Genomic DNA, 21,110 nt, shown 5'->3' with positions numbered 1-21,110 from the left:
CCTGTTCAATGGTCGGGATGCAACTGGCGGTGGCGCACCAGCACTTGCTGGTCGGCGAAGGCGCGGGCCAGGCTTTCGATGATGAAGACCGAGCGGTGCTGGCCGCCGGTGCAGCCGACGGCCACCGTCAGGTAGCTGCGGTTTTCCTTGCTGTAACAGGGCAGCCACTTGGCGATCAGCGACCGGATGTCGGCGATCATGTCGGCCACTTCGGCGTGCTGGGCGAAGAAGTCGACGATGGGCCGGTCGCGCCCGGTCAGCGGACGCAGCAGCGGATCGTAATACGGGTTGGGCAGGCAGCGGGCGTCGAACACGAAATCGGCGTCCTGCGGCACGCCATGCTTGAAGCCGAAGGATTGGAAAATCAGCGTCAGCCGGCTGCTGTCGGCGTCCACCAGTTCGCGTATCCAGCTGCGCAGCGCATTGGCCGACAGTTCGCTGGTGTCGATGCGGGTGCCGAGTTCCTGCACGCCGCCCAGCATTTCCTGCTCGACCTGGATGCTTTCTTCCACCGTGATGCCGGAGCCGGCCAACGGGTGGCGGCGGCGGGTCTCGGAGAAGCGTTTGACCAGCGTGGCGGGCTTGGCTTCCAGAAACAGCAGGCGCACGTCTATGCCTTGCCCGCGCAGCTGCGTCACGACTTGCGGCAGCGCGCCCAGCGACGGGCCGGAGCGGGTGTCGACGCTGATGGCGATGTCGCTGTAACCGAACTCTTCATACATGGCCATGGCTTCCGGCAGCATATTGGCTGGCAGATTGTCCACGCAGTAAAAGCCGGAATCTTCCAGCGCGCGCAAGGCCACGGATTTGCCGGAGCCGGACAGGCCGCTAATCAATATCAGGCGCATTTTCCTGGTCTCGCAAGAAATTGGTGTGTCGTTCGATGAACTCGCGGGTGCTGTCGATGCCGCGCAGCTGCAGGATGTAGTTGCGCACGGCGGCTTCCACCAGTACCGCCAAGTTGCGGCCGGCGGCCACCGGCAGCACCACTTTGCGCACGGTCACGCCTATGATGTCCTGGGTTTCGGACTGGATGTTCAGCCGGTCCAGCGCCTGCATGGCCTGGTCGTTGGCCTTCACCAGATGGATGATCAGCTTCAGCACCTTCTTCGGGCGGACGGCGGTTTCGCCGAAGATGGTGCGGATGTTCAGGATGCCCAGGCCGCGCACTTCGAGAAAGTCGCGCAACAGCGGCGGGCAGCGGCCTTCCAGCGTGTCCGGGCCGATGCGGTACAGCTCCACCGCGTCGTCGGCGACCATGCCGTGGCCGCGCGAGATCAGTTCCAGCGCCAATTCGCTTTTACCCATGGCCGAGTCGCCCATGATCAGCACGCCGATCTCGAACACGTCGAGGAATACGCCGTGCAGCACGGTGGACACCGCCAGCGCGCGCGCCAGATAGATGCGCAGCACGTCCATCAGGTACGGGCTTTCCAGCGTGCTGGTCATCAGCGGCACGTTGTGGCTGTGGCAGTAGTCGCGCAACAGCCGCGGCACCGGCTGGCCGTTGGCCACCATCACCACCGACATGCTCTTGTGGAACAGCTGGTCCAGCGCGGTCTTGGCGGCCGACTGCTCCAGCTTGTTCAGGTAGTCGACCTCCGCCAGGCCCAATACCTGGACGCGGTTGGGGTGGATGAAGTTCAGGTGGCCCACCAGCGCCAGCGTGGGGCGCTGGTCGTCGTTGCCGATGACGTTGTCCGAGCCGCCGGTGCCGGCGACCCAGGTCAGGTTAAGCTTCTGCTGATTTTCCTGATACAGGCGGCGTACGGTAATGCTAGGCATTAGGGGTCCAATCGCAGAGCTGCTGGTAGAGCTCGTCGCGCAATCCGATGCTCAGCATTTTCTCGCGCATCTGCCGGCTGGAGAACAATTGCGCCAATTCCGACAGCACCTGCAGATGCAGATCGGTGGCATGCTCCGGCACCAGCAACACAAACAGGCACTGCACCGGCTTGCCGTCCGGCGCGTCGAACGGGATCGGGGCCTTCAGCCGGATGAACACGCCGGTGGCTTCCTTCAGGCCGCGCGCGCGTCCGTGCGGGATGGCGACGCCTTGCCCCAGCCCGGTAGAGCCGAGCTTCTCGCGGCTGAACAGGCTGTCGAAGATTTCGCTGCGGGCGATGCCGCGTGTGTTTTCCACCAGGAGACCGACCTGCTCGAACACCCGCTTCTTGCTGGAGACATCCAGATCCAGCAATACATGGTCCGGAGTCAGTATCTTGCCGATGAGATTCATATTGGATTATGCATGCGGCTCTTTGATAAACCCGGAATTCTACGTTGCCTTGATAGTACTGAAAACCGGCAAGCGCAAAGAAAAACGGGAACCGCCCGGTTCCCGTCCTTTTCAACTAGGCGTCACAGCGAGGGCTGCTGGACTTCGCCGGAGCTTTGCACGCGGTGTTCGGTCAGCTTTTCCTTGTGCTTCAGCACTTGGCGGTCCAGCTTGTCCATCAAGAGATCGATGGCGGCGTAGAGGTCGGCTTCGGTAGCCTCGATGTGGATGTCCTTGCCGGACAGGTGCACATTGACTTCAGCCTTTTGAACCAGTTTGTCTACCGACAGGGTCACGGAGATGTCGATCACGTTGTCGACATGGCGGGTAATGCGCTCCAGTTTGTTCTCGATGTATTCGCGCAGCGACGGAGTGACTTCCAGGTGCAGGCCAGTTACTTTGAGGTTCATACCCTAGCTCCTTCTGGTGTTGACCGCCCGGGCGGGTTGTCGGGCGGCATTGTATTCTTGTGCAGGCTCTTACAGCGCCTTGCGCAGATTCACCGCCGGAATCTGCATGGCTTCACGATACTTGGCTACGGTGCGTCTGGCAACCTGTATTCCTTGCTTGGCCAGCGCGTCGGCGAGGGCGCTGTCCGACAGCGGCTTCGCCCGGTTTTCGCCTTCTATCATGCTGCGGATGTGAGCCTTGATGGCGGTGGCGGAACACTCGTCACCGCTTTCAGTCTCCAACGAACTGCCGAAGAAATACTTGAGCTCGAACAAACCTCGCGAACAAAGCAGGTATTTCTGGCTGGTGGAGCGGGATACGGTGGATTCGTGCAGGCCCAGCTCTTCCGCGATATCGCGCAGAATCAGCGGCCGCATCGCCACTTCGCCTTGTTCAAAGAACAACTGTTGACGCTCGACAATAGCTTCCGCCACTTTCAGGATGGTGTCAAACCGTTGCTGGATGTTCTTGACGAGCCAGCGCGCCTCCTGCAGCCGGGCGGACATCTCGCCGCCCTGGCCGCGGCTGTCGGCCAGCATGCGCTCGTACAGCTGGTTGACGCGCAGCCGCGGCACGGCCGAGCGGTTCAGCTCCGCCACCCAGCGTCCGCGCAGCTTGCGCACGCTGATGTCGGGGATCACGTAGTGGACATCGCCGTGATTGAAGCCGGTGGCCGGGTGCGGGTTGAGGCGGGCGATCAGCGCCTGCGCCGCGCGCAGTTCGGCGTCGTTGCAAGCCAGCAGCTTTTTCAGCTTGGCGTAGTCGCGGCCGCCGAGCAGCGCCAGATGTTCGCGCACGATGGCCAGGGCCAGCGCATGGCCAGGTTCGGCCGCGGGCAGCCGCTGCAGCTGCAGCTGCAGCGATTCCGCCAGCGTGCGCGCGCCGACGCCGGCCGGGTCGAATTGCTGCAGCAGGGCGAGGCCCACGGCCAGCTCGTCGCTTTCCAGCTGCAGCTCCAGCGGCAGATGGCTGGCCAGCTCGTCCAGGCTTTGCGGCAGGTAGCCGTCGTCGTCCAGCTCCTCGATCAGCAGCCGCACGATGGCCTCGTCGCGGCGCGGCAAGGCGATCTCGCCCAGCTGCGCCAGCAGGTGCTCGCGCAGGCTGACCGGGCAGGGCACGTTGAGCATCGGGTCGTAGTCGTCGTCGCCGCCGTGGCGGCTGCCGGCGCCCCAGTCCAGCAGCTCGCCGGCGCTGTCGTCGCGGCTGTCTGCCGCTTCGCTCTCCGTGGTTTCCCGCGCTTCCGCCGCCTCCGTGGGCGCGTCGCTGTCGCGCGGCTCGTCGCCGCGTTCCAGCAGCGGGTTGTCCAGCAAAAAGCGCTCCACTTCGGCCTGCAGGTCCAGCGTGGACAGTTGCAGCAGTTTGATCGACTGCTGCAGCTGCGGGGTCAGCGTCAGCTGTTGCGAAACCTTGAGCTGTAGTGCCTGCTTCATGGTTTACAGGTGGAAATGTTCGCCAAGGTAAACCTTGCGCACCTTGTCGTTGTTGACCAGCTCCTCCGGCTGGCCGGAGGCCAGCACCGAGCCGTCGCTGATGATGTAGGCGCGGTCGCAGATGCGCAGCGTCTCGCGGACGTTGTGGTCGGTGATCAGCACGCCGATGCCGCGCTCTTTCAGGAAGGAGATGATTTTCTGAATATCGATTACCGCGATCGGATCGACGCCGGCGAACGGTTCGTCCAGCAGGATGAAGCGCGGCCGGGTGGCCAGCACGCGGGCGATTTCCACCCGGCGCCGCTCGCCGCCGGACAGCGCCAGCGCGTTGCTGTCGCGCAGATGGCCGATGTTCAGGTCGTCCAGCAGCAGGTCCAGTTCCTTTTCCAGCTCCTTGCCCTTGAGGCCGGAGATTTCCAGGATGGCGGTGATGTTCTCCTCCACTGTCATGCGGCGGAAGATGGACGCCTCCTGCGGCAGATAGCCCAGGCCCAGCTGGGCGCGCTGGTGTATCGGATAATGGGTGATGGATTGTTCGTCCAGCCGGATGTCGCCGTCGTCGGCGCCGATCAGGCCGACGATCATGTAGAAGCTGGTGGTCTTGCCGGCGCCGTTGGGGCCGAGCAGGCCGACGACTTCGCCGCTTTCGATATTCAGCGAGACATCCTTGACCACGGTGCGCTTCTTGAAGCGCTTTTTCAGATTCGAGACGGTGAGAACGCTGTGCTTCATGGCTTGGCGGCTCCGCTGGCCGCCGGCTGCGAGGCCGTCTTCTTCGGCTGCAGGATCACCACGGAGCGGCCCTTGCCCGAGGCGGAGGGGCCGCCGCCTACGACTTCGAAGGTTTCATCGAGCGTGTTGTAGCGGATGACGTTGCCGATGGACAGGTCGCCGTTGCGCTTGACGCGGGCATTGCCCGTCAGCACCACCAGGTGTTTGGCGCTGTCGTAGTCGAGCACGCTGCTTTGGCCTTCGACCCAGCCGCCGTCGCGGTCCATTTTCTGGCGGAAGGTGACGATGCGGCCGGTGGCGTGCATGGTCTGGTTGCCTTGTTTGTCCTGGGTGACGGTCAGTTGGTCGGAGTTCAGCCGCAGCGTGCCCTGGATCACGACCACATTGCCGTTGCAGATCGAGATGCCCTTGATCTGGTCCATGGTGCAGCCGTTGTCGCTGGTGATTTCGATCGGTTTGTCGCGGTCGGCCTGTTCGGCCTGGACCAAAGCGGAAGCGGCCAGCAGCATGCCGGCCAGCAGGATTCGGGTCTTATTTGGCATAGATGATCTTGGTTGTGGACAGCAGATTGAGCAGACCCAGCGGCTCCTGGTAGGTGAAGCCGATGGAGTGGGCCACCGAGTTGCCCTGGGTGATCACGGACGGCGATTTGGAACTGGCGTAGCGCTTGCCGGTGTCCACGAACATCGCGCTGCTCTGCAGCCGGGTTTCCGGCTGCTTGCTGTCTGCGGGTTTGATCAAAAGGACTTTTTTGTCGAAGAAAGCCTGCTGGTTCTTGTTGTTGTAGCGGCCGGTCTCGCCGATCACATGGTACTGCAGCACGCCCGCATCGTATTGATACAGGTCCGGCTTCTCGAAAAATGCCTCAGGCTTGCCGGGGTACTGCCACATGCGGCTGGCGATCAGCTTGTCCAGCATTTTGCCGTGTTCGTCGTAGCGGGTGGCGATCAGATCCTCCGCCACATATTCCGGCTTGTCCGGGTCCAGCTCGCGATGGCGGGTGTCCCAGCGCGAAACTTGGTCCAGCCACAGCGTCAGCATGGCGGTCAGGCCGATCAGCAGCACCGGGAACAAGCGGTGGGAACGCAACAGGCGCATCATGCCAGGTATTCCTCGACAATGGCGTCGAAGGTGCCTTGCGCCTGCATGATCAGCTCCACCAGCTCGCGCACCGCGCCATGGCCGCCGGGGTTGCCGGTGACGTAATGGCAGTGCTGGCGTACTTGCGGCGGCGCTTCCGGCACGGCCACCGCCAGCCCGACGCGAGTCAGGATGGGCAGGTCGATCAGGTCGTCGCCGATGAAGGCGCATTCCTCGGCTTTGAAGCCGGTTTTCCGCAGCAGGTCAGCCAGCGCGACTTTCTTGTCGTGCACGCCGCCGTAGTAGTGGTCGATCTTCAGCGCGCGGGCGCGGTGTTCCACGCAGCGGTCGGCGCGGCCGGAAATGATGGCCAGTTGCACGCCGGTGCGGCTGAGCAGGCGCAGGCCTAATCCATCCTGCACGTAGAACGATTTGCTCTCTTCGCCCTGGGCGTTGTAATAGATGCGGCCGTCGGTCATGACGCCATCCACATCCATGATCAGCAGTTTCACCTTGCGGGCCTGCTCGGCAATCATACGCATACTTATGTCCTGTAAGCCGTCCGCCATCTGGCGAAAGGCGGAATCAGAATACTCCGGCGCGCAGCAGATCGTGCATGTGCAGCACGCCCGCCAGCTTGCCGGCATTATCGACCACGGCCAGGCTGGTGATCTGTTTTTCCTTCATCACGAAGCCGGCTTCGGCCGCCAGCTTGTCCTGATGAATGGTGCGCGGGTTGGCGCTCATCACTTCGTCTATTTTCAGACGGTAGACGTCGGCGGCTTTTTCCAGCGTGCGGCGCAGGTCGCCGTCGGTGTAGATGCCGAGCAGCGTGTTGTCCGCAGCGCAGATGGTGATCATGCCGAGGCGCTTCTGCGACATCTCCAACAGCGCGTCCTTCAACAGGGTGCCCGGCGCGACGCGCGGCAGATCATCGCCGCCGTGCATCAGGTCGCGCACATGCACCAGCAGGCGGCGGCCCAGGCTGCCGCCCGGATGGGACAGCGCGAAGTCGCTCTGGCCGAAGCCGCGCACCTCCATCAGCGTCACCGCCAGCGCATCGCCCAGCGCCACCTGCACCGTGGTGCTGGTGGTGGGCGCCAGGTTCAGCGGGCAGGCTTCCCTTTCCACATGGGTATGCAGCAGGATGTCCGCGGCCTGGGACAGAGACGATTCGGCGCGTCCGGTGATGGCGATCAGCTTGCTGCCCTTCAGCTTGAGCGCTGGCAGCAGCGACACCACTTCGGCGGACTCGCCGGAATTGGACAGCGCGATGACCACATCGTCGCCGGTGATCATGCCCAGGTCGCCGTGGGCGGCTTCGGCGGGGTGGACGAAGAAAGCCGGCGTGCCGGTGCTGGCCAGCGTGGCGGCGATCTTGCGCGCCACATGGCCGGATTTGCCCATGCCGGTGACGATCACGCGGCCTTTGCCGGCAAGAATGATTTCAACGGCGGCCAGAAAGTCGCCGTTCAGACGCTCGGCCAGCGTGTTCAGCGCCGCAGCCTCGGTTTGCAGGACTTCGCGCGCCATTTCCAGGCGGCGGGTGTCTTGTATTTTTTCCATAAGGCAAAAGTATATCAAAGGTTATAATCGATTGACGCGCGCGCTGGTGCAACTTTTGCTTGGGCGCGTCGTTTTTCGTCGCTTCCTTCCCCTGCCACCACCCCCGGAGACCCCGCCGCCGATGCATTCCATGGCCCCCATCGTTCTTGTTTTGTTGGCCGCCGTGTTGGTGGTGACCTTGTGCCGCAGCCTGAGGGTGCCGGCGATGCTCGGCTATCTGGTGGTGGGCTTTCTCGCCGGTCCCGGCGTGATGAAACTGATTCCCGAGGGCGAGGAAACCGCTTTTCTCGGCGAGATCGGCATCGTCTTCATGATGTTCACGATAGGCCTGGAGTTTTCGCTACCCAAGTTGAAGGCGATGCGTCAGCTGGTGTTCGGCGTCGGCTTGGCCCAGGTGGTCGTCACCATGCTGCTGGTGGCGCTGGCGATAGGCTGGATCACCGGCAGCCCCTTGATCGGCCTGGCGACGGGCGGCGCGCTGGCGATGTCGTCCACCGCCATCGTCAGCAAGCTGCTGGCCGAAAGACTGGAATTGAACCAGCCGCATGGCCAGCTGGCGATAGGCGTGCTGCTGTTTCAGGATATCGCCGTGGTGCCGCTGCTGATCCTGCTGCCGGCCTTCGCCGGCGGCAGCGACACGATGTGGCTGGACCTGGCCAAGGCCGGCGGCAAGATCGTGGTGGTGCTGGCGCTGTTGCTGTTCTTCGGCCAGCGGCTGGTGCGGCCGTGGTTCCATCTGGTGGCGCGGCAGCGTTCCGGCGAGCTGTTCATGATCAATGTGCTGCTGGTGACGCTGGGCGTGGCGTGGCTGACCGAGATGTCCGGCCTCAGCCTGGCGCTGGGCGCTTTTGTGGCCGGCATGCTGATTTCGGAAACGGAATACCGCTACCAGGTGGAAGAAGATATCAAGCCGTTCCGCGACATCCTGCTTGGCTTCTTCTTCATCACCGTGGGCATGCGGCTGGAGCTGCCCATTCTGTTCGATCACCTGGGCGTGGTGCTGCTATTGCTGGTGCTGCTGCTGCCGCTGAAGATCGCCGTGGTGTTCGGCCTTGGGCGTTTGTTCGGCCACCGCTCCAACGACGCGATGCGCGCCGCGCTGGCCTTGGCGCAGGGCGGCGAATTCGGTTTCGTGCTGCTGGCCTTGGCCATGAACTTGAAGCTGGTGCCGATTCCGGCGGCCCAGGCGGCGATCGCGGCCATCCTGATCTCCATGCTGATTGCGCCCTTCCTCATCATGCATGGCGAACGCATCACCCGCCGCCTGATCAAGCAGGACTGGATGCTGCAGTCGCTGGACCTGCATCAGATGCTGGTGGCCAGCATGAGCAAGAACGAGCACGTGCTGATCTGCGGCTACGGACGCAGCGGCCAGGCGCTGGCCCGGTTGCTGGAGGCCGAGAACATCAATATGTTCGCGCTGGACATGGACCCGGAGCGGGTGCGCGAAGCCGGCGAGGCGGGCGACCAAGTAGTCTTTGGCGATGCCGGCAAGAAAGAGGTGTTGATCGCCGCCGGCCTGATGCGGGCCAAGGTGGTGGTGGTGACGTTTGCCGATACCCACGCCGCCTTGCGCATTCTGCACGCGGTGCGCGAGGTGCGGCCGGAGTTGCCGGTCATTGTGCGCACCGTGGATGACAGCGAAATGGATGTGCTGCGCCAGGCTGGCGCGGACGAGGTGGTGGCCGAGGTGATGGAGGGCAGTCTGATGCTCGCTTCGCAGGCTCTGCTGGAAGCCGGCGTGCCGCCCAGCCGTGTGCTGCGGCGCATCCGCGCGGTGCGCGAGGAACGCTACGATCTGTTCCGCGGTTTCTTCCGCGGCGCCAGCGACGAGGTGGAGAGCCTGGAGGAGGCGATGGTGCCACGCTTGCTCAGCGTGCAAGTGTGCGGCGGCGCCTTCGCCATCGGCCAGCCGCTGGGCGCGCTGCGGCTGGAGGATGCCGGGGTCGAGGTGAAGGCGGTGCGGCGCCAGCGGACGCGGCGCACCGATTTCGATGACAGCTTTGAACTGCAGGCCGACGATATCCTAGTCTTGTTGGGCACGCCTGACCAACTGGCGTTGGCGGAGTCGCGGATTCTGCAGGGCGAGTGAGTCGCTGCCGCGTGCGGCATCCATTCAACAAAAAAGCCCCGTATATACGGGGCTTTGTCTTGCGCGCAGGCTGCGCTGTTTACGGCAGGATGGTGGTGATCTGCTTCTGCAGTTGCTGCTTCAGCGCCTGCTGCTTTTCGCCTTCCGTCTTCTTGCCCTTGACCAGGGCGTTGAAGTCCAGCGCGTAGACCGGCGCATTGATCGGTCCGGTGATTTTCAAGGGCACGTTGACGCCTTTCAAGCGGGCGAACTCCATTGGGTTAGCCTGCACATCCATCGCGTAGTCGACAATGTTTTGTTTCAAGTCGATCTTGCCGCCGCCATTGACGTTGACCAGCTGCGAGGCGAGCTTCAGGTCCTGGCTGCGCGCCACGCCCTTGTCCAACTTGAAGCTGGTGGACAGGGTGGAGAAGGTGGTCTTTTGGTCGTTCTGCGCCGCGCTGTTCCATTCCTTTAACTCCGCCGGCAGATTCTTCAATGCCGCCACCAGGTCGATGCCGGTCAGCGCGCCGTTGTTCAGGCTGAAGGCGGCATCGCCGCTGAGGGTGTTGCGCAGCTCGGCGAAGGATTTGCCGTCGGCGCTGATGTCGATCTGGCCATTGCCCTTGCCGTCCAGCCGGCCAAAGTTGAACAAGTCCACCAGCAGCGGGCGGATCTTCATGCCCTGCAGCGTTTGCTTCACCGCCAGATGCGGCACGTCGCGCCGGCTCAGCGAGGCATCGCCCTGCAGCCGGCCGTCGTAGATGTCGGCCGACATCTGGTCCAGTTCGAAGGCGCGCGGATTGATGCGCACATTGCTGCTGATGTGGTTGATGCGGAAGCGGCCCATTTCCAGCTCGCCGATGGCGATCTTGCCGTTCAGGTCGAAGAAATCCAGCCAGTCCAGCGGGATCTCGTTGGTGTTCTGGAAGATGGCCACCGGATCGCCCTGGGTTTCCGGCAGGTAGCGGTTCAAGTCCAGCTTGCCGATGGACAGCATGGCCTCGTGCCGCGGCCGGATCAGGCCGTACTGGCTGAGCGTGGCGGACACATCGGAGCCGTCCAGCTTGCCGCCGACCCGCAGGTTGAAGCGCGGTTCGTCGATATCGCCGTCCAGCATGCCATCCATGCTGGCCACCAGCTGGCCGCGCGGCAGGGCCGGCGTGGTGATGGTGCTGGTCAGCTTCAAGGGCTGCATGCGCAGCTGGCTCAGCCCGGCCAGCGACAGCGGCGCGTTCAGTTTGACGTTGACCTTGGTGGAGCCGGCCAGCCAATTGAACTCGCCGTTCAGCTTGTCGGCGTACAGCCCGCCTTCGCTCAGCTTCAGATTGTCCAGCGCGGCTTGCAGCTGGTATTCGCTGCGGGCGTAGCTCAGCTTGGCGCTGAGGCTGCCGGACGGCATGGTCAGCTCATGCAGGCTGGCGTTGACCTGCGGTAGCGTCAGCTTGACTTCGCTGGTCGGGCGGTCGCTGTTGAAGCTGATCGTCACGTCGTTGCCGGTGGCCTGCAGCGAGGCGAAATTGAATTTGTAAGAGCCGGCGATGCCGAGCTTGGTTTCGCCCAGCCCCTGGATGTTGCTGATGGCCACGGCGTCCAGTTCCGGCAGGCTGACTTGGTCATCCTGGATGGTCAGCGGGGTGTTCAGCGCCAGCCGCACCGGGCGCTTGTCGTCATCCAGCACGGCGCCGGCGCTAACCTTCGCGGTGCTGCGTAGGCCATCGGCATCCAGGCTGATGCTGGAGAAGCGCTTGTCGGTATGCGTCATCTGGTCGGACAGCAACAGCGTGCCTTCGCGGATGTGCAATTGGTCCAGTTTGAAGCTGTAGCCGTTCTGGTTGTGGCGCTGAAACAGGTCGGCGATGTTCAACTGTCCATCCAGTCCTCGGCTGATGCTGGCGCTGGGACCGTACAACTCGACTCCCTTGATTTCGCGGTTGCCCAGCAACAGCGGCATCCAGGCCAGCGACACGCGCAGCATTTCCACGCGGGCGAAGACGTCGGGCTTGCCGGCTTCGCTGATGCTGACGCGCTCGATATCGAGTCCGGGGGAGGGAAACACATTCGGGGTGATGCGGCCTTCAATGCGCACGGTGCGGCCGCTGTCTTGCAGCGCGTGGGTCAGGTTGCCGCGCACCGCGGCTTCGTCGAACTGCCAGTAGATCAGGGCGCGGATCAGCACCAGCGCGGACACCACGGCCAGCAGACCGTAGGTCGAGATTCTTAGCCACAGCCGGCCTGAGTTCCATTTCATCTGATTTCGCTCGGATAGGCTATGCATGCGGGATTGGTCTTGAGGAATGGGAGGGCGCTGGAGCGGGTGAAGGGAATCGAACCCTCGTCGTAAGCTTGGGAAGCTTCTGCTCTACCATTGAGCTACACCCGCGCGCTTCGCTAGAGCACCCGAATTTAGCGGGTTTCGCCGGGGTTGGCAAGGTTTTGCGGCGCAGCAAGATTAATCGCTGAAGCGGATTTTGAAGTGGCTACGGATTTTAGTCCACTAAGTCATTGATGTGAAAAGGATTGGAGTCTTTTGGTGATTTTGAGCTGGATGTCATTGGGGGAGTCCAACTTGGCAGATGAGATTTCAGCCACTTTTGGACTGACAGAAAGATCAGGATTCAGTGATTGAGACGGTGCTAAAGGTATGCAGTGAGCAAGACTTTGTTATGATTTTGAGTATTTGTTTTGGTCGTATTTAAATTTTCCTTGTAAATTTTGTGTTTTTGTTTATTTTCACAGCAGAAGTAGTTCTAGATTATTTTTTACGTGTTTGTATATTTGATGCTGGCTTATAAAGCTAAAGGTATATTATGAAATATATATGGATGCTGGGTTTGGGTTTGATATCTTCGGCGGCATTTTCACAAGGTACGCCAGCGCCGAGTACATTTCCTATTGTCGCTTTCTAGGAGCTTGAGCCTGTTCCCTCTCCAATTGCTGCGGCAGCAAGTAATGCTGGTGGTAAGTTTAGGCCATTAGATGCCGCAAGTCCATTATCTTATGTTGGGGTTCTTGCTGTTGGATCGACGCTATATGGTGGCTGGGAAATTTTGCAGGCTAATCAGCCTTCCACTGCAGGTAATCATGGAGGATCGCAATTGAGAGTAGTAGTTGATACCATAGGGTATGGTCGGGCACCTATTGCAAAGATTAATGGAATTGTTTTACCTACTTCTGCTCTGTATCAAACGGAGTCGCTATGTAATGTCAATGGCCGATATGCAACTCCTTGCCCTGTCGGTTCTACCGTTGCAGGGTTTCGTCAGTACTTTAATCTTGATGGGCAAAGTACTCCAGGAACATTTTTTTACCAAAATACATCACAAAACTACCCTTGGAATTCCTTGAGTACGCAAGTTTATATTAAATAGGTGATGTATTGTAGTTGTGATTTTAAATATGGTTGATGTGCATCATATGGGCATTCACGGACCTCTGTGGATGCCCATTTTTATCTCCTGCAATGTTTTATGCTAGTGTATCTATGTTTTCGGTTTGATTTTGAAATGATTTGATTAATTGTAAGGTTTTTTCAGCTTGTTGTGCACTTTTGAAGTTTTCACGATATTTGTCGCCGTCAATTAGGGTTTGTAGGGATGTTAGCACATTTATTGGTTAATCGTATGTGTTGGAAAAGTTTTGCGAAAATTGTTCGTTAGAGATGTTTGGTGGAATAAGTGCCAGTAAGGGGCCGGAGTCGTCAAAGGATAATTTTCCATTTTTAATTAGATTGTTCATTGTTGAAACAATTTTATTCGGCGACATGTTGGTAAAGTCATAGTTGTTTGATGTTTCTGGGGTGGGTCGAGTTGAGTAGGCCGTAGCCTGTCTTTCCTGGCTCGCAGGACTTGGGCGGGCACTGTTTTGGTTGCTAGGCGTTGTGGTCTTGAAAGTGCTGTTGTTAATTCCAGTAATCATTTTCTTCTCCAAAAAAATTGGTCAATATATGGAAGTCAGTTCGCCTTGTTTATGATAGTTTCTATGCTTTTACCACTGAGTATGTCAAAGCAAACTATGTGCCACTTGGCTAGGTAAGGTGGCATGACTAGGATAAATCTGTACTTTGTACTGTTTTTTCAGAGGGGCTGTCGCAATGAAAAGGGCTATAGGGGGTTGGGAACACTTAGCTGATTGAGGCTCGACGCAATGTGTGGGTGTTGGGCAGAGACGATCGTTTGATGATAGTGGGAAGGAATTGCCGCTATCGTGGCAGATTTTACTACGTCTCAGTTTTTTTCGATGTTTTTAAAAGATGCTACGGATCTAGCGCACCGGCCATCTTGGCCAGCAGTTCATAGTTTGCCACCTGGGCTGGGCGTATGACCTGATTGCGCAGCTCCTCCGCCGATGGCTGGTTGTCGAGGTCGAAGACGTCCTTCAGCTCGAAGTCCATCGCCGTAGCCATCTCCTCCAGCGGTCTTATGATTTTTTTGCATAGTCTCCGTCTAATGCCAATGACGTTCACATTGAAGCGTTAGCTTATCAGTTTAACCCCGAATGTGATGGATTCCTGTCATAACGCTGTCATCGTCTTTTGAAAAAATGGTTCGGATAATTATTTCAAAGCAGACTGTTTAAACATTAACAATCTTTTGCGTTGGGCAGGCCATGAATATACGTAATAGGATTCTCTTGCTGGTATCGGTCAGCTTCTTGTCCATCCTCGCCGTCGGCGGCTATGCGGTATGGAAATCGCATGCCAATGCCGCGGCCGTCAAATCGGTGACCGAGGGCGAGGTGCCCAGCGCGCTGGCTTCGGCCGACCTGCTCTCGTCGCTGAAGGACGTGCAGCTGGGTATGATGACTTTCCTGCAAGCCTCCGACGCCAATCTGCAGTCCCAAGCCAAGGAGCAGCTGGCCGCCAGCGAGAAGGCGCTGCAGTCGCAGCTGGCGTTGCAGAAGAGCATGGCCAGCAGCCCCACCCAGCGCGGTCTGGCGGATCAGGCTCAGGAGGTGTACGACAACTACGTCGGCGCCATCAACGATACCATCAAGTTCAAGCAGGGCGGGCAGAGCGACTTGGCCGACGCCACCTACGCCGGCGGCGTGCTGCAATTTCATGACAACCTGCAGCAGATCGTCACCACGCTGCGGGTGGAGAAAACCCGCAACAAGGACGAGGCGATCCTGACGCTGAACCGCAACCTGTCCGGCGCCGCGATGACGCTGACGCTGGTGACGGTGGCGACGCTGCTGGCGCTGGGCGTGCTCGGCTGGCTGCTGTACCGCCAGATCGTGCTGCCGATCCGCCACATGCAGGACACCATGAGCGAGATCGCCGACAGCCAGGACTTTTCGCGCCGGGTGCCGGTGGAGCGCGAGGACGAGATCGGCAAGTCCATCGTCGCCTTCAACAGCATGGTGGCGCGCATCGAGGAGAGCAGCGCCCTGGTGCGGCAGAAGAGCAACGACATCCAGGCCATGCTGCAGAACATCCCGCAAGGCATTCTCACCATCGTCGACGGCATGGCGGTGCATCACGAGTACTCCGCCCATCTGGAATCCATCCTGGGACACGGCGACATCGCCGGCCGCAACATCATGGATGTGCTGTTCGCCGACGGCAAGCTGGGCGCCGACGCGCTGTCGCAGGTGGAGGCCGCCATCGCCTCCTGCCTGGGCGAGGACAGCATGAATTTCGAATTCAACCGCCACTTGCTGGTGGGCGAGCTGGAACGCCAGGGCAAGGTGCTGGATCTGAGCTGGTCGGTGATCGTGGACGAGCAGGACCGCGTGGAGCGGCTGATGCTGTGCGTGCGCGACGTGACCGAGCTGAAGGCCCTGGCCGCCGAGGCCAACGAGCAGAAGCGCGAGCTGGCCATCATCGGCGAGATCCTGGCGGTGAGCCAGGACAAGTTCCACGACTTCATTGCCGGCGCTGTGCGCTTCATCGGCGAGTCCGAGCAGTTGATCCGCCAGTATCCCAACGGCGACCGCGAGGCCATCAATCAGCTGTTCCGCAATCTGCACACCATCAAGGGCAATGCCCGCACCTACGGCTTGTCGCAGCTGACCGACATCGTGCACCAGGCTGAGCAGAGCTACGAGCTTTTGCGTCAGCCCAAGCCGGAAATCGTCTGGGACCAGACCCAGCTGCTGCGCGAGCTGGAAGCGGTGCGCGACAGCGTAGAGCACTACGCCCGCGTCAACGAGGTGAGCCTGGGCCGCAAGGGGCCGGGCCGCGTGGGCGGCGCCGATTTCCTGCTGGTGGACCGCGACCAAGTGCGCGAGATGCTGCAGCGCCTGGAAACCGTCAACACCGGCAATCTGCACGAGCTGATTTCCGTCCACAACAGCGTGCGCCATGTGCTGAGCCGCATGGGCACGGAGCCGGTAACGGAAATCCTGGCCGGCGTGCTGGATTCGCTGCCCTCGCTGGCGCATGAGCTGGGCAAGGACGTGCCGCAGGTGCGGGTGCGCGACAACGGCTATGTGCTGCGCAACCAGGCCTCCGCCACCCTGAAGAATGTGTTCATGCACCTGATGCGCAACGCGCTGGATCATGGTTTGGAAGCCCCGGACGAGCGCGTGGCGCTGGGCAAGAGCCCCCAGGGCGCCATCGTGCTCGACTTGCGTGTGGCCGACGGCCGCCTGGAGCTGGCTCTGGCGGACGACGGCCGCGGCCTGGCGCTGGGGCGCATCCGCGAACGCGCGCTGCAGCAGGGGCTGATCGCCGCCGACGCCGAGCTCAGCGACGAAGAGACTGCCCAACTGATCTTCCGCCCCGGCTTCTCCACCGCGGCCAAGCTGACTGCCGTGTCCGGCCGCGGCGTGGGCATGGATGCCGTGCAGTCCTTCATCAAGCGCGAGCAGGGCAGAATAGAGCTTCGTTTCCTCGACAACGAGCGCGGCATGGACTTCCGCCGTTTCGAGACGGTGGTGGTGTTGCCGGACAGCCTGGCGGTGGCGGTGGAGCCGCGCGCGGCCATCAGCGATGTGGCGCACGTTGCCGCTGAAAACGCCCTGAATCCGGTGTGAGCGCAGCGATGACCGATACCCTGCAAACCTGCCTGCGCACCAAGATGCTGGTGCTGGACGACGGCCAGACCTATTCCGGCAGCCTGAAGCACTTCTGCCGCGACAATGAACTGATCTGCATCCGGCCGCAAAAAGCCGGCGCGGACAACGTGATGGCCATCTTGCGCTCCAATGTGGACTTGGGCGGCATCATGCTGTTCGAACACTACGACGGCCGCAAGGCCGGGCTGGAGCTGGCGCGGCAGATCCACACCGCGCGGCCGGAACTGCCGATTTTCCTGCGCCGCGAGCAGACGCCCAGCCTGGCCGGCCTGTCCGAACGCGACGCGCTGCGTTTTTGCTGCGGCTATACCCTGAACGATCTGCATATTCTCAGCGACGCGCTGGCTTCGTCCATCTTCAGCCGCATCTATCCCAACCCGCTGGTGCGCGGCATCACAGAGATGAGCCGCGACGCGCTGGCGCTGCTGTTTCCGCGCTGCGAAGTGACGGTGCAGGCGCCGTTCCTGGCGGTCAAGGACCGCCTGGTCTACGGCGAGATGTTCACGCTGATCGCCATCGAAAGCAGCTGGTGCCGCGGCTACATGATGCTGCAGGCGGAGGAGTCGCCGCTGATGGCGCTGCTGGAGCCAGAGGGTGATGCCGATCCCGATTTCCGCCAGCTCAACGCCGCATTGGGCGAGGCCACCAATCTGATCTGGGGCTCGTTCAAGAACCGTTACGCCGGCAATGGCGCGCAGCATCCGGCGCTGCTGACCCAGGTGCCCATCATCGTCAACCACCAGCGGCGTTATATCTCCTTCGGCTCGGAAGATCCGCAGCTGTGCATCAAGTACCAGCTGCGCGACCGCGACGCCGCCGACGGGTATGAGGTCACGCTGGTGCAGCGCTTCGTATTCAACCTGTGCTGGTCTCCGGACGAGTTTCAGGAGACGCCTAGTGTCGAATCGCTGGTGGAATCCGGCGAGCTCGAACTGTTTTGAAACCCAATGATAAAGAGGAAGTGAAATGGCTCAAGTTCTGATGGTGGATGACTCCAGCACCGTGCGCAATGAAGTGGCGGATTTCCTGAAGGCCAACGGCATCGCCGTGGTGACCGCGGTGGACGGCAAGGACGGTCTGGACAAGTTGCGCGCCAATCCCGGCATCAAGCTGGTGGTCAGCGACGTCAACATGCCCAATATGGACGGCCTGACCATGGCCGAGAAAATCCGCAGCGAGCTGAAAAACGCTGCGGTCAACGTGATCATGCTCACCACCGAGAACAGCCCGGCGATGAAGGAGCGCGGCAAGGCGGCCGGCGTCAAGGGCTGGATCGTCAAGCCGTTCAACGGCGCGGCCGTGTTGCCTACCTTCAAGAAGCTGGTGACCGGCTGAGCCACGCCGCCGCGCGGACGCGGTACGGAAAGAACGAGATGGACGCAGTAAGCATGATCGCCTTTGTCTGCGCCGGCCTGTGCCTGGCGCTATCGGTCGTGGTTGGCGCGCTGGCTTGGCGCGCCGCCGCACGCCATCGCTTGCAACTGAGCGAGCGCGATGCCCGCATCGCCGAACTGGAGCGGTTGGAGCCTCCGGAGCGGGTGGCGGAGCGTTACCGGCAGCAGCTGGAGGCGGCCGAGGCCGCGCATGGCCGAAAGCTGGATGAGATGAAGGCGCAGTTGGCGCAACTGGAAGCGGAGGCGCAGCGCCTGGCGGAAGCCGCGCGCGAATCGGCGCGGCGCGAATCCCGCGACGAGGCCTTGCAGGCGCTGCAAAGCGTGCGCGCCGAAATGCGCCAGGAGCAGGCGACGCTGGCCGGCGACGTGGAGCTGTTGCTGGGGCTGGTGCAGACCATAGAGCGCTGGCACGAGGAAATGCAGGCCATTCTGGTCAATAACCGCCGCCTGAAAGAACAGAACGAAGACTTCTCCACCATCGTCAAAAACGTGGTGATGCTGGCGCTGAACGCCTCCATCGAGGCCGCGCGCGCCGGCGAATACGGCCGCGGCTTCTCGGTGGTGGCCGACGGCGTGCGCCAGTTGGCGAGCAACGCCGCCGACCTGTCAGGCGAATACAAGAAGAATCTGGAGCGCAACGACCTGGTGACCACCACCACCTTCCAGGATCTGCAGGCCTGCGGCAATATGATCCGCACCGCGGTGTTCGGCCTCAAGGCCTCCAGCGAGCGCATCCTGGCCAAACTGGAAAGCGGGGAGACGGTATGATCAGCCCGGTTGCGGTGGAGTCGCTGGAAAAGATTTGCGAGCAGGCGCTGCGCGAGGGTTGCGGCGTCGGCGAGGACAGCCCTTGCGTGGTGTCGCCGCTGGGCGAGCAGCTGCCGCGATTGGATGTCGTCGGCGACGAACTGATGCTGCTGAATATTTCCTCCTACCATTTCCGTTTCGCCATGTTGTTCCAGTTTGCCGACGATGCCGCGATGAAGGACAGGCTGGCGCGCTGGGTGCGCAGCAGTTCGCCGCTGACGGCGGCCGCGCTGCGCGACGCGCACGGCGAGCTGGCCAATATGATTTGTGGCGCGGTCAACCGTGCGCTGTGCGCCGTCTTCCGCCATGTCGGCATGTCCACGCCGCTGGGAGTGGGCGCCAGCAGCCTCCAGCATCTGGAATTGCTGAACAGCGCCTTGCGCCGCAGCTGGCGGGTGGACATGGGCGGCGGCGCGCATTTTTGGCTGACCACCTGCCTGACCCTGTCGAGCGGCGCCAGCCTGGATTTCCGCTACCAGCCGCCGATGGCTGCCGTAGCGGAGAGCGTGGGCGAGCTGGAGTTGTTCTGAAAACCGTTCAGCCAATCCCTGATCCGGCGTTGCGCTTGCTGCGCTCAGCGGATTCGAGACGATAGACAATCAAGCAAACAGCCCGCGCAGGAATTCCTCCGTCAGCATGCGCGCCTCCGGCAGGTTGTACAGCGTGTGCGGGGCATTCGGCAGCAGAACCAGCCGCGCCTTGGGCATGTCCGCCAGCGCGCGCCGGCTGTCGCCGTCGACTTGGCGGCCGCGGTTGTATTGGCTGTTGCGGCCGAAGAACGGGTCGGCGTCCGACAGCAGGTTCAGCAGCGGGCAGTCGGCATCAAAGCCATTGTCCGCTTTCTCCACAAAGTAATTGTCCTCGCAGCTCCAGCCATAGATGATGCGGCCGGCGAATTCCTGGCCGCGCCAACGGGCGGCCGCCACGCCGCCCTCGCTGCTGCCTGCCAAGGCCAGCCGCTGGCTGTCCACCCATGGCAGTCGCGGCAGCGCTGCCAGCATCATGGCGATCTCTTCTTGCCGCAGCGCGTGCACCGCCTCATATTGCTCCACTGGGGCTGGGCTTTGATAGCGCGGACGCTTGGGGCGGGCGAAGCTGTCCGGCGCCAGCGCGGCGATGCCGAGGGTGTCGCTGGCCCAGCGCTGAAACGCCAGCGTCTGTTCATTCAGGCCGGAGGAGCCGTGCAGGAACAACAGCAGCGGCAACGGCTGGCCTGGTCTTGCTGGCGGAAGCGCCGCCAGCCTGCCTTGCCAGGGCGCATCGCCGCAGACGCCGGCGGGCAGCGTCAGCATCGCTTGGCGTATCGGTTCGGGCAGGTAGGCGGAGTCAGTGCGGGGCATGGTCTTGGTTTGGGGGCGGGGGCGCAATCGATTGTGCCTGCCGCCCTGCGCGGCGGCAACGGGGTCAGTCTTCTTCGGGCCGTAGCCAGACGGATTTGAAATCGAACCAGCCCATGCTGTTGAGACGAAAGTCCTCGATCTGCCCCGGCCCTTTCAGCCGCAGCCAGTTGTGGAACAGCGGCAGGATCCAGTGTTGGCGCACTGTCTGCGCCGACAGGCTGGCCGCGCTGTGCTCGCCGCCGCGCCAGCCGCGCAGCCAGTCTGTCAACGGCAGCGTTGGTTCCAGGCAACGCCGCAGCAGCGGCGTGCCCAGCAGCCAGGCGGGCACGGCGTAATCCGTGCCGCTGCTGAAGTTGACGGTGCCCAGCCACAGGTCCGTTTCGGCCAGTCCCAACTCCCAATCGCTATAGCGATGGACCGCGCACTCCAGCGCGATGCCGTGCGCGGCGAGGCAGCGCGCGATGGCGTCCGCGATCTGGCGGTATTCCGGATGCTGTTCGTAATAAGCCAGCCGCAGCCGCGTCAAAGGCGGGGCGGGCGGGACAGGCTCGGGCTGGACGTGGTGCCAGCGCGGCAGCAGGCCGGAAGCGGCCACCCAGTACTGTCGGGTGGTCGGCGGCGTTTGCTGCATGATGGCCAGCGGCGACAGCGCCTGGGCCAGCCACAGGCGGACGGCATCATCGCGCATGATCGGGGAGCGGCCATCGCACAACAGAAAATAAACGCCGGTTTCCAGCGCCATCTCGGTTTGCTCCTCCACCGGCAAGGGATTGATTTCCACCGTGAGATTGCAGGTTTCCTGCACGTTCAGCGACAGCTGGTCTCCGAGCTGCGGCATCATCCAGATATCCACCTGGTCCAGCAGCGCGCGGAAGCCGAAATAATCGTCGAAGGCTTGCAGCGACAGCCGGTGCGCGTCGTTGACGGCCACTCGGTACGGGC

The 21,110-nt window shown here is 61.7% G+C and carries 22 protein-coding genes and 1 tRNA gene; 7 read left to right on the top strand and 16 right to left on the bottom strand.

The genetic code is table 11. The features are described 5' to 3' along the window. Nucleotides 1–5: 5 nt before the first annotated feature. The 10 genes from rapZ to C2134_RS06740 all read right to left on the bottom strand — a co-directional run bounded on the left by rapZ (nt 6) and on the right by C2134_RS06740 (nt 7,536). Nucleotides 6–848 (bottom strand): RNase adapter RapZ, encoded by an 843-nt coding sequence (rapZ, locus tag C2134_RS06785; RefSeq protein ID WP_103318633.1) that lies wholly within the window; start codon nt 846–848, stop codon nt 6–8. After that, the gene (hprK, locus tag C2134_RS06780; RefSeq protein ID WP_043627218.1) at nt 829–1,785 is read right to left on the bottom strand and encodes an HPr(Ser) kinase/phosphatase; all 957 of its coding nucleotides are present in this window, start codon (nt 1,783–1,785) and stop codon (nt 829–831) included. The genes rapZ and hprK overlap by 20 nt, the downstream gene beginning before the upstream one ends. Beyond that, complete coding sequence (gene ptsN, locus C2134_RS06775) at nt 1,778–2,239, bottom strand: PTS IIA-like nitrogen regulatory protein PtsN (protein ID WP_043627216.1); 462 nt, start codon at nt 2,237–2,239, stop codon at nt 1,778–1,780. Before ptsN ends, hprK begins: the two co-directional genes overlap by 8 nt. Before the next feature lie 122 nt (nt 2,240–2,361). After that, a complete protein-coding gene (gene hpf / locus C2134_RS06770; protein WP_103318631.1) occupies nt 2,362–2,688 on the bottom strand; it encodes a ribosome hibernation-promoting factor, HPF/YfiA family in 327 nt (108 codons plus the stop codon). 69 nt (nt 2,689–2,757) lie between these two features. Then, nucleotides 2,758–4,158: an RNA polymerase factor sigma-54 gene (locus C2134_RS06765; RefSeq protein ID WP_103318629.1), complete on the bottom strand. Its 1,401-nt coding sequence runs from the start codon at nt 4,156–4,158 to the stop codon at nt 2,758–2,760. A gap of 3 nt (nt 4,159–4,161) precedes the next feature. After that, nucleotides 4,162–4,890, bottom strand: a complete 729-nt coding sequence (gene lptB, locus C2134_RS06760) for an LPS export ABC transporter ATP-binding protein (RefSeq protein ID WP_103318628.1) — start codon at nt 4,888–4,890, stop codon at nt 4,162–4,164. Further along, the gene (gene lptA, locus C2134_RS06755) at nt 4,887–5,432 is read right to left on the bottom strand and encodes a lipopolysaccharide transport periplasmic protein LptA (protein ID WP_103318626.1); all 546 of its coding nucleotides are present in this window, start codon (nt 5,430–5,432) and stop codon (nt 4,887–4,889) included. Before lptA ends, lptB begins: the two co-directional genes overlap by 4 nt. Next, entirely contained in the window at nt 5,422–5,991 is a 570-nt protein-coding gene (gene lptC / locus C2134_RS06750) for an LPS export ABC transporter periplasmic protein LptC (RefSeq protein WP_103318624.1), read from the bottom strand. The genes lptA and lptC overlap by 11 nt, the downstream gene beginning before the upstream one ends. Beyond that, nucleotides 5,988–6,512, bottom strand: coding sequence for a KdsC family phosphatase (locus tag C2134_RS06745; protein ID WP_103318622.1), 525 nt, complete (start codon nt 6,510–6,512; stop codon nt 5,988–5,990). The genes lptC and C2134_RS06745 overlap by 4 nt, the downstream gene beginning before the upstream one ends. 43 nt (nt 6,513–6,555) lie before the next feature. Next, nucleotides 6,556–7,536: a KpsF/GutQ family sugar-phosphate isomerase gene (locus C2134_RS06740; protein WP_103318620.1), complete on the bottom strand. Its 981-nt coding sequence runs from the start codon at nt 7,534–7,536 to the stop codon at nt 6,556–6,558. A 121-nt stretch (nt 7,537–7,657) separates the two neighbouring features. Here C2134_RS06740 and C2134_RS06735 point away from each other — a divergent pair, with 121 nt between their 5' ends. Then, nucleotides 7,658–9,628: a monovalent cation:proton antiporter family protein gene (locus tag C2134_RS06735; RefSeq protein ID WP_103318619.1), complete on the top strand. Its 1,971-nt coding sequence runs from the start codon at nt 7,658–7,660 to the stop codon at nt 9,626–9,628. 79 nt (nt 9,629–9,707) lie between these two features. Here C2134_RS06735 and C2134_RS06730 read toward each other — a convergent pair whose 3' ends face one another. Both C2134_RS06730 and C2134_RS06725 read right to left on the bottom strand, forming a co-directional pair. After that, complete coding sequence (locus tag C2134_RS06730) at nt 9,708–11,858, bottom strand: AsmA family protein (protein ID WP_103318616.1); 2,151 nt, start codon at nt 11,856–11,858, stop codon at nt 9,708–9,710. A 58-nt stretch (nt 11,859–11,916) separates the two neighbouring features. Next, nucleotides 11,917–11,990: transfer RNA gene (locus C2134_RS06725), tRNA-Gly, on the bottom strand. Between the two features lie 550 nt (nt 11,991–12,540). Here C2134_RS06725 and C2134_RS22155 point away from each other — a divergent pair. After that, nucleotides 12,541–12,978 carry a DUF4879 domain-containing protein gene (locus C2134_RS22155; RefSeq protein ID WP_103318614.1) on the top strand — a complete coding sequence of 146 codons (438 nt, stop codon included), beginning with the start codon at nt 12,541–12,543 and terminating at the stop codon, nt 12,976–12,978. 244 nt (nt 12,979–13,222) lie between these two features. Here the strand turns inward: C2134_RS22155 and C2134_RS21165 are convergent, their stop codons facing one another. Beyond that, nucleotides 13,223–13,525, bottom strand: a complete 303-nt coding sequence (locus C2134_RS21165; RefSeq protein ID WP_146042106.1) for a hypothetical protein — start codon at nt 13,523–13,525, stop codon at nt 13,223–13,225. Nucleotides 13,526–13,862: 337 nt separating this feature from the next. Continuing rightward, nucleotides 13,863–14,012 carry a hypothetical protein gene (locus C2134_RS21500; protein WP_158248709.1) on the bottom strand — a complete coding sequence of 50 codons (150 nt, stop codon included), beginning with the start codon at nt 14,010–14,012 and terminating at the stop codon, nt 13,863–13,865. A gap of 203 nt (nt 14,013–14,215) precedes the next feature. On the opposite strand from C2134_RS21500, the gene C2134_RS06715 reads away from it, so the two are divergent. The 5 genes from C2134_RS06715 to C2134_RS06695 are packed head-to-tail and all read left to right on the top strand — an operon-like array spanning nt 14,216 to nt 19,358. Then, nucleotides 14,216–16,585 (top strand): Hpt domain-containing protein, encoded by a 2,370-nt coding sequence (locus tag C2134_RS06715; protein ID WP_103318612.1) that lies wholly within the window; start codon nt 14,216–14,218, stop codon nt 16,583–16,585. Between the two features lie 8 nt (nt 16,586–16,593). After that, nucleotides 16,594–17,568, top strand: coding sequence for a chemotaxis protein CheX (locus tag C2134_RS06710; protein ID WP_103318610.1), 975 nt, complete (start codon nt 16,594–16,596; stop codon nt 17,566–17,568). A 25-nt stretch (nt 17,569–17,593) separates the two neighbouring features. Beyond that, nucleotides 17,594–17,962 carry a response regulator gene (locus tag C2134_RS06705; RefSeq protein WP_103318609.1) on the top strand — a complete coding sequence of 123 codons (369 nt, stop codon included), beginning with the start codon at nt 17,594–17,596 and terminating at the stop codon, nt 17,960–17,962. 38 nt (nt 17,963–18,000) lie between these two features. Continuing rightward, nucleotides 18,001–18,789 carry a methyl-accepting chemotaxis protein gene (locus C2134_RS21820; RefSeq protein ID WP_103318607.1) on the top strand — a complete coding sequence of 263 codons (789 nt, stop codon included), beginning with the start codon at nt 18,001–18,003 and terminating at the stop codon, nt 18,787–18,789. Then, the gene (locus C2134_RS06695; protein ID WP_103318605.1) at nt 18,786–19,358 is read left to right on the top strand and encodes a hypothetical protein; all 573 of its coding nucleotides are present in this window, start codon (nt 18,786–18,788) and stop codon (nt 19,356–19,358) included. The genes C2134_RS21820 and C2134_RS06695 overlap by 4 nt, the downstream gene beginning before the upstream one ends. Nucleotides 19,359–19,427: 69 nt before the next feature. Here C2134_RS06695 and C2134_RS06690 read toward each other — a convergent pair whose 3' ends face one another. Both C2134_RS06690 and C2134_RS21495 read right to left on the bottom strand, forming a co-directional pair. Next, a complete protein-coding gene (locus C2134_RS06690; RefSeq protein ID WP_146042105.1) occupies nt 19,428–20,168 on the bottom strand; it encodes a dienelactone hydrolase family protein in 741 nt (246 codons plus the stop codon). Nucleotides 20,169–20,232: 64 nt separating this feature from the next. Then, nucleotides 20,233–21,110: SgrR family transcriptional regulator (locus tag C2134_RS21495; RefSeq protein ID WP_500778648.1), on the bottom strand; the 878-nt coding region annotated here is incomplete at its 5' end.

This window comes from Chromobacterium sinusclupearum (assembly GCF_002902845.1).
Lineage (GTDB): Bacteria > Pseudomonadota > Gammaproteobacteria > Burkholderiales > Chromobacteriaceae > Chromobacterium > Chromobacterium sinusclupearum.
This window is presented reverse-complemented; position numbering and strand designations above follow the sequence as displayed.

What these genes read in the sequence shown, in the direction of transcription:
- lptC (WP_103318624.1), bottom strand. Translation starts at nt 5,991, where the DNA reads ATGATGCGCCTGTTGCGTTCCCACCGCTTGTTCCCGGTGCTGCTGATC.
- hprK (WP_043627218.1), bottom strand. Translation starts at nt 1,785, where the DNA reads ATGCCTAGCATTACCGTACGCCGCCTGTATCAGGAAAATCAGCAGAAG.
- C2134_RS21500 (WP_158248709.1), bottom strand. Translation starts at nt 14,012, where the DNA reads ATGGCTACGGCGATGGACTTCGAGCTGAAGGACGTCTTCGACCTCGAC.
- C2134_RS06765 (WP_103318629.1), bottom strand. Translation starts at nt 4,158, where the DNA reads ATGAAGCAGGCACTACAGCTCAAGGTTTCGCAACAGCTGACGCTGACC.
- C2134_RS06745 (WP_103318622.1), bottom strand. Translation starts at nt 6,512, where the DNA reads ATGCGTATGATTGCCGAGCAGGCCCGCAAGGTGAAACTGCTGATCATG.
- C2134_RS06705 (WP_103318609.1), top strand. Translation starts at nt 17,594, where the DNA reads ATGGCTCAAGTTCTGATGGTGGATGACTCCAGCACCGTGCGCAATGAA.
- C2134_RS06690 (WP_146042105.1), bottom strand. Translation starts at nt 20,168, where the DNA reads ATGCCCCGCACTGACTCCGCCTACCTGCCCGAACCGATACGCCAAGCG.
- C2134_RS06710 (WP_103318610.1), top strand. Translation starts at nt 16,594, where the DNA reads ATGACCGATACCCTGCAAACCTGCCTGCGCACCAAGATGCTGGTGCTG.
- rapZ (WP_103318633.1), bottom strand. Translation starts at nt 848, where the DNA reads ATGCGCCTGATATTGATTAGCGGCCTGTCCGGCTCCGGCAAATCCGTG.
- C2134_RS06730 (WP_103318616.1), bottom strand. Translation starts at nt 11,858, where the DNA reads ATGAAATGGAACTCAGGCCGGCTGTGGCTAAGAATCTCGACCTACGGT.
- C2134_RS06715 (WP_103318612.1), top strand. Translation starts at nt 14,216, where the DNA reads ATGAATATACGTAATAGGATTCTCTTGCTGGTATCGGTCAGCTTCTTG.
- C2134_RS21165 (WP_146042106.1), bottom strand. Translation starts at nt 13,525, where the DNA reads ATGATTACTGGAATTAACAACAGCACTTTCAAGACCACAACGCCTAGC.
- C2134_RS06740 (WP_103318620.1), bottom strand. Translation starts at nt 7,536, where the DNA reads ATGGAAAAAATACAAGACACCCGCCGCCTGGAAATGGCGCGCGAAGTC.
- C2134_RS21820 (WP_103318607.1), top strand. Translation starts at nt 18,001, where the DNA reads ATGGACGCAGTAAGCATGATCGCCTTTGTCTGCGCCGGCCTGTGCCTG.
- lptA (WP_103318626.1), bottom strand. Translation starts at nt 5,432, where the DNA reads ATGCCAAATAAGACCCGAATCCTGCTGGCCGGCATGCTGCTGGCCGCT.
- ptsN (WP_043627216.1), bottom strand. Translation starts at nt 2,239, where the DNA reads ATGAATCTCATCGGCAAGATACTGACTCCGGACCATGTATTGCTGGAT.
- C2134_RS06735 (WP_103318619.1), top strand. Translation starts at nt 7,658, where the DNA reads ATGCATTCCATGGCCCCCATCGTTCTTGTTTTGTTGGCCGCCGTGTTG.
- lptB (WP_103318628.1), bottom strand. Translation starts at nt 4,890, where the DNA reads ATGAAGCACAGCGTTCTCACCGTCTCGAATCTGAAAAAGCGCTTCAAG.
- hpf (WP_103318631.1), bottom strand. Translation starts at nt 2,688, where the DNA reads ATGAACCTCAAAGTAACTGGCCTGCACCTGGAAGTCACTCCGTCGCTG.
- C2134_RS06695 (WP_103318605.1), top strand. Translation starts at nt 18,786, where the DNA reads ATGATCAGCCCGGTTGCGGTGGAGTCGCTGGAAAAGATTTGCGAGCAG.